Genomic DNA, 16,675 nt, shown 5'->3' on the forward strand with positions numbered 1-16,675 from the left:
GGCCGTATGAGCAGGTTCCCCTATCTCCGGCAGGACTTCGCCGCCTCCCTCGTCGTGTTTCTGGTGGCCCTGCCGCTGTGCGTGGGCGTCGCCGTCGCCTCCGGCGTCCCCGCCGAACTCGGCCTCGTCACCGGCATCGTCGGTGGCATCGTCACCGGTCTGCTGCCGGGCAGCAGCCTTCAGGTGTCCGGGCCGGCCGCCGGCCTGACCGTGCTGGTCTTCGAGGCGGTCAGCGAGTTCGGGCTCCCCGCCCTCGGGGTGATCGTGCTGGCCGCCGGACTGCTCCAGCTCCTCATGGGCGCCCTGAAGCTGGGGCGCTGGTTCCGCGCGATCTCCCTCTCGGTCGTCGAGGGAATGCTCGCCGGCATCGGCCTGGTGATCATCGCCGGCCAGCTGTACGCGGCGGCCGGCCTGAAGGCTCCGGCTTCCGGCATCGACAAGATCCTGGGTCTGCCGGCCGCCGCCGTCGACGCGATCGGCAGCCCCGGGGCCCTGGCGTCGCTGGCGATCGGCGCGGGAACCGTCGCCGTGATGGTGGGGTGGACGAAGCTGCCGAAGAAGGCCCGGACCGTGCCCGGCGCGCTCGTCGCCGTCATAGTGGCGACGGTGGTCGCCTCGGTGTTCAGCCTGCCGGTGGCCACCGTCGAGGTGAACGGCCTGATCGACTCCCTGCGACTGCCCGGCGCCGACGCCCTCGGCGGCCTGGCCACCCCGGCCCTCCTCGGCACGATCCTCGCGTTCACCCTGATCGCCTCCGCCGAGAGCCTGTTCAGCGCGGCTGCCGTGGACCGTCTGCACGACGGTCCGCGCACCCGGTACGACAAGGAGCTCATGGCGCAGGGCGCGGGCAACGCGCTCTGCGGTGTGCTCGGCGCACTGCCGATGACCGCGGTGATCGTGCGCAGCTCCGCCAACGTGGCGGCGGGCGCCAGGACCAAGGCGTCCCGGGTCCTGCACGGCGTGTGGCTCCTGCTGTTCGCGGCACTGCTCCCCGCGGCCCTCGCCCTGATCCCGCTGCCCGCGCTCGCCGGAATCCTGGTCCACGCGGGCTGGAAGCTGATCCCCTTCCGAGGGGTCACCTCGCTGTGGCGGGCGCACCGGGGCGAGGCGCTGATCCTGGTCGTCACCGCCGTGGCGATCGTCGTGGTCAACATGTTCGAAGGCGTGCTGATCGGTCTGGCCCTGTCCGTGATCAAGACCGCCTGGGAGACGTCGCACATCAAACTGGAGGTCATCGACAAGGGGGCGGGCCCGATCCAGGCGCGCCTGTCGGGCAACGCCACCTTCCTGCGGCTGCCGAAAATACTCGACAGCCTGGAGGCGCTGCCCCAGGACCGGCCGGTCGAGCTGGACACGTCCGGCCTGCACCACCTCGACCACGCCTGCCGCACGGCGCTGGACTCCTGGGCCGAACGGCACAGCGCGGCCGACACGGAACCCGTGAAGTTCACCGCACTGGTGAAGGCCGCTTCTCCCGAGCCGGTCTGAAGGCCGTCCCGCCACAGGGGCCCTGACCATCCGTGAGACGCGGGCGGGACCGCCCGGCCGGAGGCACGACCCGAGCCTCCGGCCGGCGGTCCCCCGAGGCTCCGGCCGGGCACGGCGTCGGCGCCCGCTCGTCGCGTGACCGTCGTCCCCGCGCGGGGTAGGCCCAGCCCCACCTCCCGGACGCCCTCCACCACCATGGTCCCGCCGCCAACCGCCGCCTACCGTGAGGCGCATGCAGCCTCGAACCCCCTGGCAGGCCCTGACCCGGCCCCGATACCTCCGTACCGCCTGGCCCTGGCGGTCCGCCGGATATCTGGCGAGCGGGGTCGTCACCGGTGCCCCCGCCCTGCTCGTGCTGCTCCTGCTCCTCGTCTTCTCGTTCGTCCTCGTCGGGCTCCCGCTTCTGCTCCTCGCCGGAGTCGCCCTCGGCGGCCTCGAGCGGCGGCGGCTCAGGCTCGTCGAGCTCGACCCCGCCGCCGATCCGCACCGCGTCCCCGAGGCCCCCGGCCTGGCCGCCTGGCTCCGCGTACGCGTGCGGGAACAGGCAACCTGGCGGGAGCTCGCGTACGCCGTCCTGCACGCCACCGTCCTGTGGCCGCTCGACCTGATCGTCCTCGCGGTCGCCCTCGGCCTGCCCGCCCTTCTGATGGCCGCGCCCGTCCAGCTCGCCATGGACGGCGAGGAGGTCCGGGTCGCCAAGGGGCCGCTGGTCACGACGTATCCGGCGGCCTTCGCGGCCGCCGCCCTCGGTGTCGTCCTGCTCCTTGCGTTCCTCCATCTCCTCGCCGCCCTCGCCGGGGCCCGCGCCGCACTCAGCCGGGCCCTCCTCGCCCCCCGCGAGGCCGAGCTGCGGGACCGGATCGGCGAGGTGACCGCCTCCCGCGCCCGGCTCGTCGGCGCCTTCGAGGCCGAGCGCCGCCGGATCGAGCGCGACCTCCACGACGGCGCCCAGCAACGCCTGGTCGCCCTCACCATGACCCTGGGCCTCGCCCGGCTCGACGCCCCGCCGGGGCCGCTCGCCGACCAGCTGACCCAGGCCCACCAGGAGGCCGGCCGGGTCCTGACCGAGCTGCGGGAACTCATCCACGGCATCCACCCGCAGGTACTGGCCGACTACGGCCTCGGCGCCGCCCTCGCCGACGCCGCCGACCGCTCCGCCGTCCCCGTCCACACCGGCATCGACCTGCCACGGCTCCCCACCGCCGTGGAGAGCGCCGGCTACTTCGCCGTCTGCGAGGCCCTCGCCAACATCGGCAAGCACAGCGGCGCCACCGAGGTCCGGATCACCGCCCGGTGGGAGAACCGGACGCTGCGGATCGAGGTGTACGACAACGGCGGGGGCGGCGCCGACCCGGCCGCCGGCTCCGGTCTGACCGGACTCGCCGACCGGATCGCCGTGCTCGATGGCACACTGACGATCATCAGCCCGACGGGCGGGCCGACCGTCCTACGAGTGGAGATCCCGTGCCGACCGCTGCCCGCCCCCTCCGTGTCGTCCTCGCCGAGGACAGCGTCCTCCTCCGCGAAGGGCTGATCGGGCTCCTGGCGCGTTTCGGCCATGAGGTCGTCGCCGCGCTCGGTGACGCCGACGGCCTGCGCGCGGCCGTCGAGGAGCACGATCCGGACATCGTCGTCACCGACGTACGGATGCCGCCCGGCTTCCAGGACGAGGGGTTGCGCGCCGCCGTCGCCCTGCGCGCGGAGCGCCCCCGGCTGCCGGTCCTCGTCCTGAGCCAGTACGTGCAGCGCACCTACGCCGCCGATCTCCTGGACGCGGGCGACGGCACCGGCGTGGGCTACCTCCTCAAGGACCGGGTCGGCCAGGTCGAGGAGTTCCTGGACGCCCTGACCCGGGTCGCGGACGGCGGCACGGTCGTCGACCCCGAGGTCGTGCGCCGGCTCCTGCGTCGGCACCGCGATCCGCTGGCGGCGCTCACCCCGCGCGAGCGTGAGGTGCTGGCGCTGGTCGCCGAGGGGCATTCGAACGGGGAGATCGCCCGTCGTCTCGTGGTCACCGAGGCGGCCGTGGGCAAGCACATCGGCAACATTCTGGGGAAGCTGAACCTGCCGCCCGCCGAGGACACCCACCGCCGGGTCCTCGCCGTCCTCGCCTACCTCCGCGCCTGACGATGCCGGGGCCGGGGACAGGGAAGCACGAAGAAGCCCCCCGCCTGCGCGAGGGGCTTCTTCCGTCTGTGCGCCGCCAGGGACTCGAACCCCGGACCCGCTGATTAAGAGTCAGCTGCTCTAACCAACTGAGCTAGCGGCGCCTGCTGACAGAGAAAATACTACCTGGTCCCCGAGGGTGCTCGTGACCACCCCGGCGCGGGCCTCGCCCGGGGCTCTGATCAGGCCGTTTCCCGGCCCAGCGGGCGCAGCCGGCCGAACGGCTCCGGCGGGGCCCTTCGGCTCAGATCGCCAGCGACAGCACCACCGGGGCCGCCCGTCGGTTCAGGGTGTCCGCCGCCGAGCGCAGCCGGTGGGCGTGCTCGATGGGCAGGGACAGCGCCAGACAGCCCACGGCCGCGCCGGCCGTCAGCGGCACCGCCGCGCAGACCGTGCCCACCGCGTACTCCTGGAGGTCGAGCACGGGCACGGTGGGCGGCTGGCTGTCCAGCTTGGAGAAGAGCACCTTCTCGTTGGTGATCGTCCGGGAGGTGAGCCGGGCGATCTTGTGGCGGGAGAGGTGGTCCCGGCGGCCGTTCTGGTCCAGCTGGGTCAGCAGACACTTGCCGACCGCGCTGGCGTGCGCGGCCGAGCGGAAGTCCACCCACTCGTTGACCTTGGGCGTGCGCGGGCCGTCCGCGAACTGGGTGATCTTCACCTCGCCGTCGATGTACCGGCTGATGTAGACCGCGGCGCCGACGGAGTCGCGCAGCTCGGTCAGGGTCTCCTGGAGCTTGCCCTCCAGGGCCTCGCGGCGTGTCATGCCGGAGCCGAGGAGGACCAGCGAGTCACCGATCACGTAGGCGCCGTCGGCGACCTGCTCGACGTACCCCTCGCGGCGGAGCATCAGCAGCAGGGACGAAAGGTGGGCGAGGGGCAGACCGGCCTCACGCGCGATCTGGACATCCGTCACCCCGCCACCGTGCCGCGAGACCGTCTCGAGGACGCGCAGGGCGTATTGCACCGAGTGGAACGGCGCGGTGGGCTCGGGCTTCAGCGCCACGGTTTCCCCCTACCAGGTTGTGACCGCAAGCTTCTGTACCACGATAGCCTTCAAGAGCCGTTTGCGGGGCGGCTGTTGGCGAGAATGATGCGGCGCCCCAGCGCCGTACGCTGGGGCGCACCACTCTGGCATATGCCAGGGTCACACCTGCTCGACAGAGTCTCAGGTCAGAGCACCGCGCCGAGGAACTCGCGTGTCCGCTCGTGCTCCGGATCCGAGAAGATTTTCTCGGGAGAACCGGACTCGATCACCCGTCCACCGTCGAACATCAGTACCTCGTCCGAGATGTCCCGGGCGAAGTTCATCTCGTGCGTCACGCAGATCATGGTGATGTCCGTGGTCCTGGCGATCTCCCGCAGCAGATCGAGTACGCCCGCCACCAGCTCCGGGTCGAGCGCCGACGTCACCTCGTCCAGCAGGAGCACCTTCGGCTCCATCGCCAGCGCCCGCGCGATGGCCACCCGCTGCTGCTGGCCGCCGGAGAGCTGTGCCGGTCTGGCCTCGTACTTGTCGGCCAGACCCACCATCTCGAGCAGCTCGCGCCCGCGCGCCTCGGCCTCCTCCCGGCTCTTCCCGAGGACCCGTATCGGGGCCTCGGTGATGTTGCGCAGCACGGACATGTGAGGGAAGAGGTTGAAGTGCTGGAAGACCATGCCGATCTTCTTGCGGACCTCGCGCCGGTGCTTCTCGTCCGCCGGGTGCAGCTTTCCGCCGTTCACCCGGATGGTCCCCGCGTCCGGCTTCTCCAAGGTCATGAGCAGCCGCAGGATCGTCGTCTTGCCGGAACCGGAAGGTCCGATCAGGGTGACGTGCTGCCCCGCGCGCACCGAGAAGCAGAGATCGTCGAGGACGGTGTTCTCCCCGAAGCGCTTGGTGACGTTCTCGAATCGGATCAGTTCTTCAGACAAGGCGGCGCTCCAGGGAACGGACGAGCAGGGAAGCGGGATACGCGATCAGGACAAAGGCCACACCGACCACTGTGAGCGGCTCGATGTACTGGAAGGTGGCGGCGCTCTCCAGTCGGGACTGCTGCAGAAGCTCCAGCACACTGATTCCGGCCAGCAGGGGCGTGTCCTTCAGCATCGCGATGACGTAGTTGCCGAGCGCCGGCGCGATCCGCCGCAGCGCCTGCGGCAGGATCACCGTCAGCCAGGTGCGGTGGCGGGGCAGGCTGAGCGCCGTCGCCGCCTCCCACTGCCCGGCCGGGACGGCGTCGATGCCGGCCCGGTAGACCTGGGCGGTGTACGTCGAGTAGTGCAGTCCGATCGCGAGCGTGCCGGTGGTCATGGCCGAGAACTGCACGCCCCACTCCGGCAGGACGAAGAAGAGGAAGAAGAGCTGCACGAGCAGCGGGGTGGTACGGACGAACTCGGTGACGGCGTGCACCGGCCACCGGACGAAGCGGCTCGGCGCCCGGAAGCCCAGCGCCCACACCAGGCCCAGCGTGAAGGAGAGCACGGAGCCGAGCACCAGCACCTGAAGGGTGACGAGGAGCCCGTCCCAGAAGCGCGGCAGGAAGTCCACCACCGCGGCCCAGTCCCAGTTCACTTGGTCACCACCCCCAGATTCGCCTTGGTCCGTCGTTCCAGTGCCTTCATCGAGCGGGTGATGACCAGCGCGATCACGAAGTACACGAGGAGGGTGACGGTGTAGATCGTGCCGCTCTCCTGCGTCGCGAGCCGCACCAGATAGGCGGCGAAGGACACGTCGCCGACGCCGAGCAGCGACACCAGGGCCGTGCCCTTGAGCAGCTCGACCAGCAGATTGCAGAAGGAGGGGATCATCTCGGGCACGGCCTGGGGCAGCAGCACGAGGCGCAGCCGCTGCCAGGGCGTGAGGCTGAGCGCGATGCCCGCCTCGCGCTGCGTCTTCGGCACGGCGTTCAGGCCGCCGCGCACGATCTCGGCGCCGTAGGCCCCATAGCAGAGTCCGAGTGCGAGGATCGCCGCCCACATCGGAACGAGCTGCCAGCCGACCAGCGGCGGCAGGACGAAGAAGAGCCAGAACATCAGGATCAGCGCGGAGGTGCCGCGGAAGACCTCGGTGTAGAGCCCGGCGAGGAAGCGGACGGCGCGGGAGCGGTGGGTACGGGCCGTGCCGACGGTGAAGGCGACCAGCGCGCCCAGCGCGGCGGAGGCGATCAGGAGCTGGAGGGTGATCCAGATGCCGGGCAGGACCCAGTTCTGCCAGAGTCCTGCGGTCATCGGCACAGCTCCTCGGCGGTCAGGGTGGTCATCTCGGCCTCGGTGAAGCCGAAGCGCCGCAGGATCCGGAAGAGTTCGCCGCTCTTCTTCATCCGGTGCAGTTCGGTGTTGAAGGCGTCCCGCAGGGCGGCGTCGGTGGGGCGGAAGGCGAAGCCGCCGCCGTCGATCTTCTTCTTGCCGTCGACGACGGCGGAGAAGGGTTCGACGGCCTCGGCCCTGGTGGACTTGCGGACGACCGAGCGGGCGGTGAGGGCGGTGGCGGCGAAGGCGTCGACGCGGCCGGACTCGACCGCGTTCAGACCGGCCACCTGGTCCTGGAGGACGACGATGTCCTTCTCCGGGTAGCCGGCGGCCACGGCGTGACCGATCTGCGCGTATCCACTGCCGGCGGCGAAGAGGGCCTTGGTGCGGACCACGTCCTCGTACGAGCGCAGGTTCTTCGGGTTGCCCTTGCGGACGATGAAGGAGTCGAGCATCTGGTACTCGGGGTCGGCGAAGAGGACCTGCGCGCAGCGCTCCTTGTTGATGTACATCCCGGCCGAGACGACGTCGAACTGCTGGGAGTTGAGGCCGGGTATGAGGGAGGCGAAGTCGGTGGCCACGGGCTGGACGCGCTCGATGCCGAGCCGCTGGAAGACGACCCGGGCGAGCTCGGGGGCCTCGCCGGTGAGGGCGCCGTGTTCGTCGACGTAGCCGTAGGGCACCTCGCCGGCGATGCCGAGGCGGACCGTGCGCTGGGATCTGAGGCGGCCGAGGGTGTCGCCGGAGGCGACGCGGGCACAGCCGGCGGTCCCGGCGGCCGCCGCGACGGCCGCCCCGGCGGTGCCGAGGAGCATTGTGCGGCGGTTCATCTGTTCTGTCCATCTCGGGCGAGCTGTTCGAGCCATGGGCGCGCGGCTACCCGAAGCCGCACCGGCCATTCCTGAGACCTTCCGGAATAACCGGAGACACCCTCCTGTTCTCCTCGGTCGTACGTACGTCTTTGCGCAGAAGGGTCGTCAACGGTGAGCGACGCGATTCGGGGCACGGCACACGGGGATTCGCCCGTACCGCTGTCCGTACTGGACCTGGTGACCGTCGGCAGCGGGCGGACCGCGAGTGAGGCGCTGGCCACCAGTGTCGAGATCAGCAAGCTCGCCGAGCGGCGCGGCTACCACCGCCACTGGGTGGCCGAACACCACTCCATGCCCGGTGTCGCCTCCTCCTCGCCAGCCGTGATCCTGGCCCATCTCGCCGCGCACACCCGCCGCATCCGGCTCGGCTCGGGCGGGGTCATGCTGCCCAACCACGCTCCGCTGGTGATCGCGGAGCAGTTCGGCACCCTGGAGGCGTTCGCCCCGGGCCGGATCGACCTGGGACTCGGCCGCGCGCCCGGCACGGACGGGGCCACGGCCGCCGCCCTGCGCCGCACGCAGACACTGGGCGAGGGTGCGGACGACTTCCCCCAGCAGCTCGCCGAGCTGACCCGCTTCCTGGACGACGACTTCCCCGAGGGCCACCGCTACTCCCGGATCCACGCCGTCCCCGGACCGGTGCAGGGCCCGAAGGGCCGCCCGCCGATCTGGCTGCTCGGCTCCTCCGGCTTCAGTGCCCGCCTCGCCGGAGCGCTCGGCCTCCCCTTCGCCTTCGCCCACCACTTCTCCGCGCAGAACACCCTGCCCGCGCTCGACCTCTACCGGGACTCCTTCCGGCCCTCGGAGGTCCTCGACGCGCCGTACGCGCTGATCGGCGTCTCCGCGCTGGCGCACGACGACCCGAAGGAGGCGCGGCGCCAGGTCCTCACGGGCGCGCTGTCGATGCTGCGCCTGCGGACGGGCCGCCCGGGCCTGATCCCGACGCCGGAGGAGGCGGAGGCGTACGCCTTCAGCGCGGCGGAGGAGGACTTCGTGAGCGGCTGGCTCTCCAACGTCGTCCACGGCACGGCGGACGAGGTACGGACGGGCCTGGACGATCTGCGCCGGCGGACCGGCGCCGACGAGCTGATGATCACGGCCAACGCGCACGGCGGTGATGTCCGGCTGCGGAGCTACGAGTTGATCGCCGACGCCTACGGACTGCCGGAAGCGGGCGTTCCGGCGGAGTGAAACCTGGATGTCGCGGGCGGGCTGGTCCACTCGCGAACCGCCCGCCGGGCGATCCCTAAGTGAACCTTAAACCGCTCGTCACCTGTGGTGGCAAGCGGTTCCGCTTTCTGCTGCACGCCTCTGACAAGGGCTTTCCCGCTCGAATTGGTCTAGTCCTCAATTTGGTTCAGACCATTGACGTGCTGTTCACGCGGGGGCTATCACTGCACCATCTCCCGTACCGCGTCATCCCCTCGGAGGCCGCTCGTGCACCCCCGCAAACCCCTTCTCGCCGCGCTGCTCAGCTCGGCCCTCGCCGCCGGTGCGCTGGCCGCGACCGTCGGCCTCGGCTCGGCCCAGGCGGCCGACACCGCCGCCGCCCCCTCGACCGGCGGCGTGAAGATCGCGTACTACGACCAGTGGAGCGTGTACGGGAACGCCTTCTACCCCAAGCACCTCGACACCCGGGGTATCGCGGGCAAGCTCGACATCATCAACTACTCGTTCGGCAACATCCACCCGACCGAACTCACCTGTTTCGAGGCCAACAAGGCGGCCGGCGACGACGCCAACCCCAACGCCGGTGACGGCGCGGGCGATTCGTACGCCGACTACCAGCGCTCCTTCTCGGCCGCGGACAGTGTCGACGGCGTGGCCGACAAGTGGGACCAGCCGATCGTGGGCGTCTTCAACCAGTTCAAGGAACTGAAGGCGAAGCACCCGCACCTGAAGATCAACATCTCGCTCGGTGGCTGGACGTACTCGAAGTACTTCCACGACGCGGCGAAGACGGACGCGAGCCGCAAGAAGTTCGTGGCGTCCTGCGTCAAGCAGTACATCGCGGGCGACCTGCCCGTCGAGGGCGGTTACGGCGGTCCGGGCACGGCGGCCGGCGTCTTCGACGGCATCGACATCGACTGGGAGTACCCGGGCTCGCCCGACGGTCACCTCGGCAACCACTACGGCCCCGAGGACAAGGCCAACTTCACCCTGCTCCTCGCCGAGTTCCGTAAGCAGCTCGACGCGTACGGGGCGGCGAACGGCGGCAAGAAGTACCTGCTGACCGCGGCCCTCCCGGCCGGCCAGGACAAGATCAAGCACATCGAGACGGACAAGATCGGCGCGTACCTCGACTACGCGAACATCATGACGTACGACATGCACGGCGCCTGGGACGGCGACGGGCCGACGTACCACCAGTCGCCGCTGTACTCCGGCGCCAACGACCCGACCGACCCGATCGCGCCGGGCACCGAGAAGTACTCGATCGACAACGCCATCGACTCCTGGATCGACGGCAAGCCGGCCTACGGCATCGCGGGCGGCTTCCCGGCGAACAAGCTGACGCTCGGCTACGAGTTCTACTACCGCGGCTGGAAGGGCGTCCCGGCCGGGACCGCGAACGGCCTCGCGCAGCCGGCCACCGGCGCCTCGGCGGCCCGCCCGGTCAGCCAGCAGGCGGGCATCGCGCACTACAAGGAGCTCGGCGGCATCGTCGACAACGCGGCGACGACGTTCTGGGACGACCGGGCGAAGTCGGCGTACTTCTACAAGGACGGCGAGTTCTTCACCGGCCTCGACAAGCGGACCATCCAGGCCCGCGCCGACTACGGCCACCAGCGGGGTCTCGCGGGCGCGATGATGTACTCGCTCCTCGGCCTGGACGCCAACGCGACCCTCTTCAACGACATCGTGACCGCCGTCGGTTCCTCCCCGACGACGCCTCCCACCACCCCGCCCACGACGCCTCCGACGACCACGCCCCCCACCACCCCGCCGACGACGCCGCCGACCACCGGCTGCACCTCCCCGGCGTACGTGGCCGGCACGGTCTACACCGGCGGCTCGCTCGTCTCGCACAAGGGCCGCACCTGGAAGGCCCAGTGGTGGACCCAGAACGAGGAGCCGGGCACGACCGGCGAGTGGGGCGTCTGGAAGGACCAGGGCGCCTGCTAGTCCGGTACTCCTTCGGTAGTCCGAAGCCGCACCCCCGATGACCACCGCCCCCGCCCGGATGTCCCTCCGGCCGGGGGCGGTTCCATGCCGTCCGCGCGGAGGGGCAGGTCCGCTCCGGTCGCCTCAGACGGGCAGCGGTGTGCGCCCAGGAGTTCGGCGATGCGGTCCGGGGTGACCGCGCGGGAGTAGAGCCAGCCCTGGCCCGTGTCGCAGCCGATGCGGCGAAGGCGGGTCGCCTGGCCCGATGTCTCCACGCACTCGGCGGTGACCGTGAGGCCCAGCCGGTGGGCCAGCTGGACCAGGGCCTCCACGATCAGCTCGTCCGCCGGGTTGGCGTGTGCCTCGTCCTGGAAGCCTCGGACGAACGATCCGTCCAGCTTCAGGACCGACACCGGCAGCCGGCTCAGATAGGCCAGGTTCGAGTAGCCCGTGCCGAAGTCGTCGATCGCGATCTGCACGCCCATGTCGCTCAGCGCCTGGAGCGCCTGGAGCGGCCGGCCCGCCGAGCCCATCACCGCGGACTCGGTCAGCTCCAGCTGGAGCAGGTGCGGCGGGAGCCCGGTCTCGGCCAGGATCCCCGCGACGTCCGCCACCAGGTCCGAGTCCCAGACCTGCCGTACCGCCACGTTGACGCTCACGAACAGCGGCCGTCTGTGTGGGTGGTCCTGCTGCCACTGCCGCGCCTGGCGGCACGCCGTCCGCAGCACCCAGCGGCCCAGCTCGACGATCGAGCCGTCCTCCTCGGCGATGCCGACGAACCGATTCGGCGCCAGCGTCCCGAACTGCGGATGGTTCCAGCGCACCAGCGCCTCGACTCCGCGCACCGCCCCGTCCGCCATCCCCACCAGCGGCTGGTACTCCAGCGCGAACTCCCCGCGCTCCACCGCCGGTCGCAGCGTCGAGGAGAGCGCCTGCCGGGTCATCCGGTGTGCGTTGCGCTCGGGGTCGAACAGCGTCCAGCGGGCCTTGCCGTCCGCCTTCGCCCAGTACAGCGTGGTGTCGGCGGCCTGCATCAGACCGGTCGCCGTCGTGCCGCGGGCGCCCCGCTCGACCACGCCGATCGACGCCGACACCGAGAGCCGCTGCCCGGCCAGGTCGAAGGGCTGCTGGAGCGCGCACAGCACCGACTGGGCCAGGTCCGCGAGCTGTTCCGTCCCCGTGGACTCCTCGACGAGGATCGCGAACTCGTCGCCGCCGAGCCGCGCCACCAGATGTCCGCCGCTCCTGGTGTACCCGTCGCTGTCCGCGCACTCGGTCAACCGGGCGGCCACGGCGGCGAGAAGCCGGTCGCCGACCCGGTGCCCCAGGGTGTCGTTGACCGCCTTGAAGCCGTCGAGGTCCAGGTAGCAGAGACCGATCCGCCCTGTTCCGCCATGCCCGTACGACTCGTACGATCCGCTCTCCGGCGTCTCGTCGTCCTGGGCGGCCGTCTCCAGGGCCGCCGAGAGCCGCTCGAAGAAGAGGGTGCGGTTGGGCAGCCGGGTCACCGGATCGTGCATCTGGAGATGGCGCAGCCGCGCCTGCAGCTCGCGGCGGTCGCTGATGTCGGCGATCGCGAGCAGCACCCGACGGCTGTCGGGGACCGGGGAGACGGTGACCTCGGCCCAGAGCGAGCGGCCGTCGGGGTGCTTGAGGCGGCGCGTGCAGCGGAAACGGGAGCGGCGGCCGCGCAGCACCTCGCGGTACGCGTGCCAGGTGCGGCCGTCGGAGGCGAGGTCCACGAGGTCGGCGGCGGCCTGCTCCCGCAGCGCGCCGGCCTCGGTGCCGAAGAGGATGCCGAGCGCGTCGTTGGCGGAGACGACGAGGCCGTCCTGGTCGACGACGGCCATGGCGAGCTGGGCGGCGCGGAAGGCGGCGCGGTAGTCGCGGAGTTCGGTGGCGCACCGGTCGACGGCGTGGTGCTCCTCGTCGACCGGATGGTCGTGATCACGCTCCGTGACCGGGGGCGCGTGCTCCCGTGCTGCCGAGAGCTGCGTGTGCACCGGTCCTTCGGGGGTTCCGCTCACCGCTCGCTCCCGTAGTGCAGTTGGGCCGTACAGACGTGGTCGGGATGGGGTCGGCCAAGGAAAGTGTGCCGATCATAGAGGCTGGCCCGGGGGCCGTTCCAGCTCCGTGGGCGCCGTCCCGCCCTGCGGACGCGGTGAGCCGGCCCGCCGCCCACTCTGCCCGATCGTTTCTGCGCGGGTCTGACGCGGGACGACGGGGCCTGACCGATTGTGACGTTCCGTGAGTCATCGAGGGCTCGTGTCGCGTCGACCCCGTGTCGCCCGCTCACTCGACTGGGGCAGCGGAAAAGTGCGAAATGCCGCAAATCATCACAAGGTGGGTGAGGTGTCCCGCATTCCGGAGCCGGAGGTCTACGTGAGGGGTCAGCAGCCACCCGAGGGAGTGGCCGGTGGAGTGGCCGGGGGAGTGGATCGCGCCCGGCTCCGCGCCGGAGCGGCGGCCTTCACCTCCCTCGTGGCGCTCGCCGCGACCGGACTCGTGGCGGGCCCCGCCGTGGGCGCCCCCTCGGCCGGCCCCTGCGCCCTGCCGCGTACCGCCGCCCACCACTCCCTGGGCCTGGACACCTGGAACGACTCCTACCCGCAGCCCCGTCGCTCCCTCGACGCGGCCATGATCTTCCTGTCCTTCCCGGACTCCACCCCGCTGACCACCCCCGAAGAACTGGCCGCCGACCACTTCCCCGGCACGAGCGACTTCTTCCGGCGGGCGTCATACGGGCGTTTCACGCTCCACCCGCACCCGCGGCGCGAGTGGACCCGCATGCCGCAGTCCTCCACCGCGTACGCCATACGGCGGGACTGGGACGCCGTGAAGCGCACCGCGTACCTGCGCGACGCGCTCGCGGCGGTGGACGACGAGGTCGACTTCTCGCGGTACGACATCGTCTATCTCGTGGCCGACCCGGACGCGCCGGGCGTGGACTCCGACGCCACGAAGGTGGTCAACCTGGAGCACCCGCTGACGGTGGACGGTACGGAGATCGACCGCGTCGTCACCGTCTTCGAGCGGCACCCGCCGGACCGCAACGTCCTCGCCCACGAGACCGGCCACGTCTTCGACCTGCCGGACCTCTATCACCGGCCCACGGACGGCAAGGGGGACTGGGACACCCATGTGGGGGACTGGGACGTCATGGGCAGCCAGTTCGGCCTCGCCCCGGACCTCTTCGGCTGGCACAAGTGGAAGCTGGGCTGGCTGGAGCGCCGCCAGGTGAGCTGCGTCCAGGGGGAGGGCACCCATCTGCTCAGCCTGGAGCCGCTGGCGGCGGCGCCGGTGGCCGGCGGCACGGTCGGCACCCGCCTGGCGGTGGTCCGGACGGGGCCGGGGACGGCGCTGGCGATCGAGGCGCGCGGCTCGACCGGCAACGACGGGGACACCTGTACGGAGGGTGTGCTGATCTACCGCGTACGGAACGAGGTGGCGTCGGGGGAGGGGCCGGTCGAGGTCGTGGACACGCATCCGCGCACCGAGGCGTGCTGGGACCGCTCGGTGTACCCGCCGCTCGCGGACGCTCCGCTGCGGGTCGGGGAGACGTTCACGGTGCCGGGTGAGAACACCCGGGTGGAGGTGGCGGACCGGACGCGCACGGGCGCGTGGACGGTGAAGGTGACGGTGGAGGGCCGCCGCCCCTGACCCGGGCACCGAATGCGTGATCGACGGGTGCGGATCGAGGGGGCACGGATCCGAAGCGCAGATCCACGAGCGCAGATCCACGAGCGAACGAAAAAGCCCCCCGCTTCCGCGAGGGGCTTTCTCCGTCTGTGCGCCGCCAGGGACTCGAACCCCGGACCCGCTGATTAAGAGTCAGCTGCTCTAACCAACTGAGCTAGCGGCGCCTGCTGACGTCGTAGACCTTAGCATCCTGATCGGCGGGAGGAAAAATCGATATCCGCACGTCGGCGGCGGAGGCCGCCCGGACCGCCCGGACGCAGGCCCAGAGCATGACCTCCGGCCCGGGAAGCCACGGGTGACGGGTGTCGGGGGCGACGACCCAGCGGGCGCCGGTCGGCTCGCGAGCAGTGAGCGGGGGGATGGTCACGGCGTCGCCGGTGCCGTGACAGAGCGGCGGCGGGACGGCGTCGCCCCACTCCTCCCAGTCGAGGAGGGAGGGTAACCGCTGCGCCGTCCCGGGGGCTGCGAAGAGGAGCATCCGGCCCCGGTGGAGGGCGACGGGCCCGGATCCCGGGCCCTCCGACCAGAGCCGGTCGAGCATGCGCCGGCCGAAGATCGTGTCGACGTTCACGACGTCGAAGACGGTTCCGCAGGGGAGCACGGCGGGGGCGGTCGGGCGCGCCTCCCAGAGCGCGAGCGTGGAGCGCGGATACGCGGCGGCGGAGGCGAGCCAGCCGGCCCCGGCCGCGGTGACGCGCGCGGCGTGGTTGCGCCCCTCCTCCCGGTCCCGGAGGAACCGGAAGATGTCGGCCCGGCCGGTCCGCCGCTCGTCGGTATCGCTCTGGGCGGGGCTCAGGGGGGTCTCGTCTCGCAGCCATGCGCTCATGCGGCAAGATCTACCGCCAGTCACCACACCGTTTCAGAGAGTTGAGGAAAACTCGGACACGGCGGGTGCGAGAGGAGTATCTTCCGCCCCGGCATATGCCACACGGGTGGAGACGCGGCGCCCGAGCGGGGGGCGCACGGGGCTCACCATCCGGCGCACCCCCGGCTCACTCTCGCCCGGCGCGGGGGTGACCGCCTTCATCCCCGCGCCGACGTGACTCACTCCTCCGGCGGGCGGCCGCCCGAGCGGATCAGGTCGCGGCCGAACTCGATCATCTTGCGGGCGTAGTCCTCGGTCCACTCCGCCCGCTCGGCGACGTCCGCGGGCGTCAGCCGGTCGAAGCGGCGCGGGTCGGCGAGCTGCGCCGCCGCGATCGCCTGGAACTCGACGGCCCGGTCCGTCGCCGCCCGGAAGGCGAGCGTCAGCTCGGTCGCCCGGGACAGCAGCTCGCGCGGGTCCTCGATCGACTCCAGGTCGAAGAAGTGCTCGGGGTCGGCGGTCGCCTCGGCAGGCTCGAAGATCAGCGGTGCGGGCCGGAGCCGCCGCTGCCCGTTCCGCTCCGCGGATTCCGCCATCGTCCTTCTCCTCCTCGCACACACGCGGCCCGGACACCCGGGCCGCTTTCCATTCTCCCGCCTCGCGCAAGAGGGCGGTGGGGCCGGCCGGGAATCAGCCGCCGAGGCCGCGCAGATACACCGCGAGCCCACCGAAGAACTCCCGGTCGGCATCGATTCCGCGTGCCTGCCGGCCGGCCTCCGCCATGTACGGGAAGCGGTCCCGCGGCAGTTCGGAGATGGTCACGGTCCCCGCGCCGGAGAGGGAACCGAGGTGTTCGAGCTGGATCGCCCCGACGACGTAGCTGATCAGGCCGCGCAGGGCGACGACCCGCTGCTCGCCCTCGACGCCCGCCTCGGCGAGCAGGCCGAGCATCGACTCCGACCAGCGCAGCAGGCCGGGCAGCCGGTGCCGGTGGGTCATGGTCAGCGGGACGGCCGCCGGGTGGGCGCTCACGCTGTCGCGGAGCCGCCGGACCATGATCTCGATCCGGTCCCGCCAGGGCGCGTCCGTGGCGGGCGGGCTGGGGTCGACGGTGCTCAGGACGCGCTCGACGACCAGCCCCTCCAGTTCGTCGCGGTCGGCCACGTACCGGTAGAGCCCCATCGTGCTCATGCCGAGTTCCTTGGCGACCGCGCGCATGGAGAGGCCGGCGAGCCCGTCGCGGTCGATGACGGCGAGGGCGGCGGCGGCCAGCTGGTCCTGGGTGAGCGAACGGGGGCGGGGCATGACGGTT

General features: G+C 71.5%; 15 protein-coding genes and 2 tRNA genes. 6 read left to right on the forward strand and 11 right to left on the reverse strand.

Annotated elements, in window-relative coordinates:
* Nucleotides 1–6 precede the first annotated feature (6 nt).
* The 3 genes from IE136_RS19945 to IE136_RS19955 all read left to right on the forward strand — a co-directional run bounded on the left by IE136_RS19945 (nt 7) and on the right by IE136_RS19955 (nt 3,615).
* Nucleotides 7–1,488, forward strand: coding sequence for a SulP family inorganic anion transporter (locus tag IE136_RS19945; RefSeq protein ID WP_189600997.1), 1,482 nt, complete (start codon nt 7–9; stop codon nt 1,486–1,488).
* Between the two features lie 232 nt (nt 1,489–1,720).
* Nucleotides 1,721–3,022 carry a sensor histidine kinase gene (locus IE136_RS19950; RefSeq protein WP_189600998.1) on the forward strand — a complete coding sequence of 434 codons (1,302 nt, stop codon included), beginning with the start codon at nt 1,721–1,723 and terminating at the stop codon, nt 3,020–3,022.
* Entirely contained in the window at nt 2,953–3,615 is a 663-nt protein-coding gene (locus tag IE136_RS19955; RefSeq protein ID WP_158987640.1) for a response regulator, read from the forward strand. The genes IE136_RS19950 and IE136_RS19955 overlap by 70 nt, the downstream gene beginning before the upstream one ends.
* A gap of 69 nt (nt 3,616–3,684) precedes the next feature.
* On the opposite strand, the gene IE136_RS19960 is transcribed toward IE136_RS19955, so the two are convergent.
* From IE136_RS19960 to ehuB, 6 genes are all read right to left on the reverse strand, one after another.
* A tRNA-Lys gene (locus IE136_RS19960) sits at nt 3,685–3,758 on the reverse strand.
* A 140-nt stretch (nt 3,759–3,898) separates the two neighbouring features.
* A complete protein-coding gene (locus tag IE136_RS19965; protein ID WP_158987638.1) occupies nt 3,899–4,657 on the reverse strand; it encodes an IclR family transcriptional regulator domain-containing protein in 759 nt (252 codons plus the stop codon).
* 167 nt (nt 4,658–4,824) lie between these two features.
* Nucleotides 4,825–5,565: an ectoine/hydroxyectoine ABC transporter ATP-binding protein EhuA gene (ehuA, locus tag IE136_RS19970; RefSeq protein WP_229818975.1), complete on the reverse strand. Its 741-nt coding sequence runs from the start codon at nt 5,563–5,565 to the stop codon at nt 4,825–4,827.
* Nucleotides 5,558–6,205 carry an ectoine/hydroxyectoine ABC transporter permease subunit EhuD gene (gene ehuD, locus IE136_RS19975; protein WP_158987636.1) on the reverse strand — a complete coding sequence of 216 codons (648 nt, stop codon included), beginning with the start codon at nt 6,203–6,205 and terminating at the stop codon, nt 5,558–5,560. Before ehuD ends, ehuA begins: the two co-directional genes overlap by 8 nt.
* A complete protein-coding gene (ehuC, locus tag IE136_RS19980) occupies nt 6,202–6,861 on the reverse strand; it encodes an ectoine/hydroxyectoine ABC transporter permease subunit EhuC (RefSeq protein ID WP_158987634.1) in 660 nt (219 codons plus the stop codon). The genes ehuD and ehuC overlap by 4 nt, the downstream gene beginning before the upstream one ends.
* Nucleotides 6,858–7,712: an ectoine/hydroxyectoine ABC transporter substrate-binding protein EhuB gene (ehuB, locus tag IE136_RS19985; protein ID WP_158987632.1), complete on the reverse strand. Its 855-nt coding sequence runs from the start codon at nt 7,710–7,712 to the stop codon at nt 6,858–6,860. The genes ehuC and ehuB overlap by 4 nt, the downstream gene beginning before the upstream one ends.
* A 153-nt stretch (nt 7,713–7,865) precedes the next feature.
* Here ehuB and IE136_RS19990 point away from each other — a divergent pair, with 153 nt between their 5' ends.
* Both IE136_RS19990 and IE136_RS19995 read left to right on the forward strand, forming a co-directional pair.
* Nucleotides 7,866–8,945, forward strand: coding sequence for an LLM class flavin-dependent oxidoreductase (locus IE136_RS19990; protein ID WP_189600999.1), 1,080 nt, complete (start codon nt 7,866–7,868; stop codon nt 8,943–8,945).
* A 246-nt stretch (nt 8,946–9,191) separates the two neighbouring features.
* Nucleotides 9,192–10,880, forward strand: coding sequence for a glycosyl hydrolase family 18 protein (locus tag IE136_RS19995; protein ID WP_158987628.1), 1,689 nt, complete (start codon nt 9,192–9,194; stop codon nt 10,878–10,880).
* On the opposite strand, the gene IE136_RS20000 is transcribed toward IE136_RS19995, so the two are convergent.
* The gene (locus IE136_RS20000; protein WP_268247943.1) at nt 10,877–12,886 is read right to left on the reverse strand and encodes a putative bifunctional diguanylate cyclase/phosphodiesterase; all 2,010 of its coding nucleotides are present in this window, start codon (nt 12,884–12,886) and stop codon (nt 10,877–10,879) included. The two genes, IE136_RS19995 and IE136_RS20000, sit on opposite strands and share 4 nt — an antisense overlap.
* Before the next feature lie 406 nt (nt 12,887–13,292).
* Between IE136_RS20000 and IE136_RS20005 the strand changes: the two genes are divergently transcribed.
* Nucleotides 13,293–14,519, forward strand: coding sequence for a M6 family metalloprotease domain-containing protein (locus tag IE136_RS20005; protein ID WP_229818988.1), 1,227 nt, complete (start codon nt 13,293–13,295; stop codon nt 14,517–14,519).
* A gap of 129 nt (nt 14,520–14,648) precedes the next feature.
* On the opposite strand, the gene IE136_RS20010 is transcribed toward IE136_RS20005, so the two are convergent.
* From IE136_RS20010 to IE136_RS20025, 4 genes are all read right to left on the reverse strand, one after another.
* A tRNA-Lys gene (locus IE136_RS20010) sits at nt 14,649–14,722 on the reverse strand.
* Nucleotides 14,713–15,384 (reverse strand): bifunctional DNA primase/polymerase, encoded by a 672-nt coding sequence (locus IE136_RS20015; protein ID WP_189601001.1) that lies wholly within the window; start codon nt 15,382–15,384, stop codon nt 14,713–14,715. Before IE136_RS20015 ends, IE136_RS20010 begins: the two co-directional genes overlap by 10 nt.
* Before the next feature lie 218 nt (nt 15,385–15,602).
* Complete coding sequence (locus IE136_RS20020) at nt 15,603–15,959, reverse strand: DUF8844 domain-containing protein (RefSeq protein ID WP_158987622.1); 357 nt, start codon at nt 15,957–15,959, stop codon at nt 15,603–15,605.
* Between the two features lie 94 nt (nt 15,960–16,053).
* Nucleotides 16,054–16,668: a TetR/AcrR family transcriptional regulator gene (locus tag IE136_RS20025; RefSeq protein WP_189601002.1), complete on the reverse strand. Its 615-nt coding sequence runs from the start codon at nt 16,666–16,668 to the stop codon at nt 16,054–16,056.
* Nucleotides 16,669–16,675 lie beyond the last annotated feature (7 nt).

This window comes from Streptomyces lateritius (assembly GCF_014649715.1).
GTDB classification, from domain to species: Bacteria; Actinomycetota; Actinomycetes; order Streptomycetales; family Streptomycetaceae; genus Streptomyces; species Streptomyces lateritius.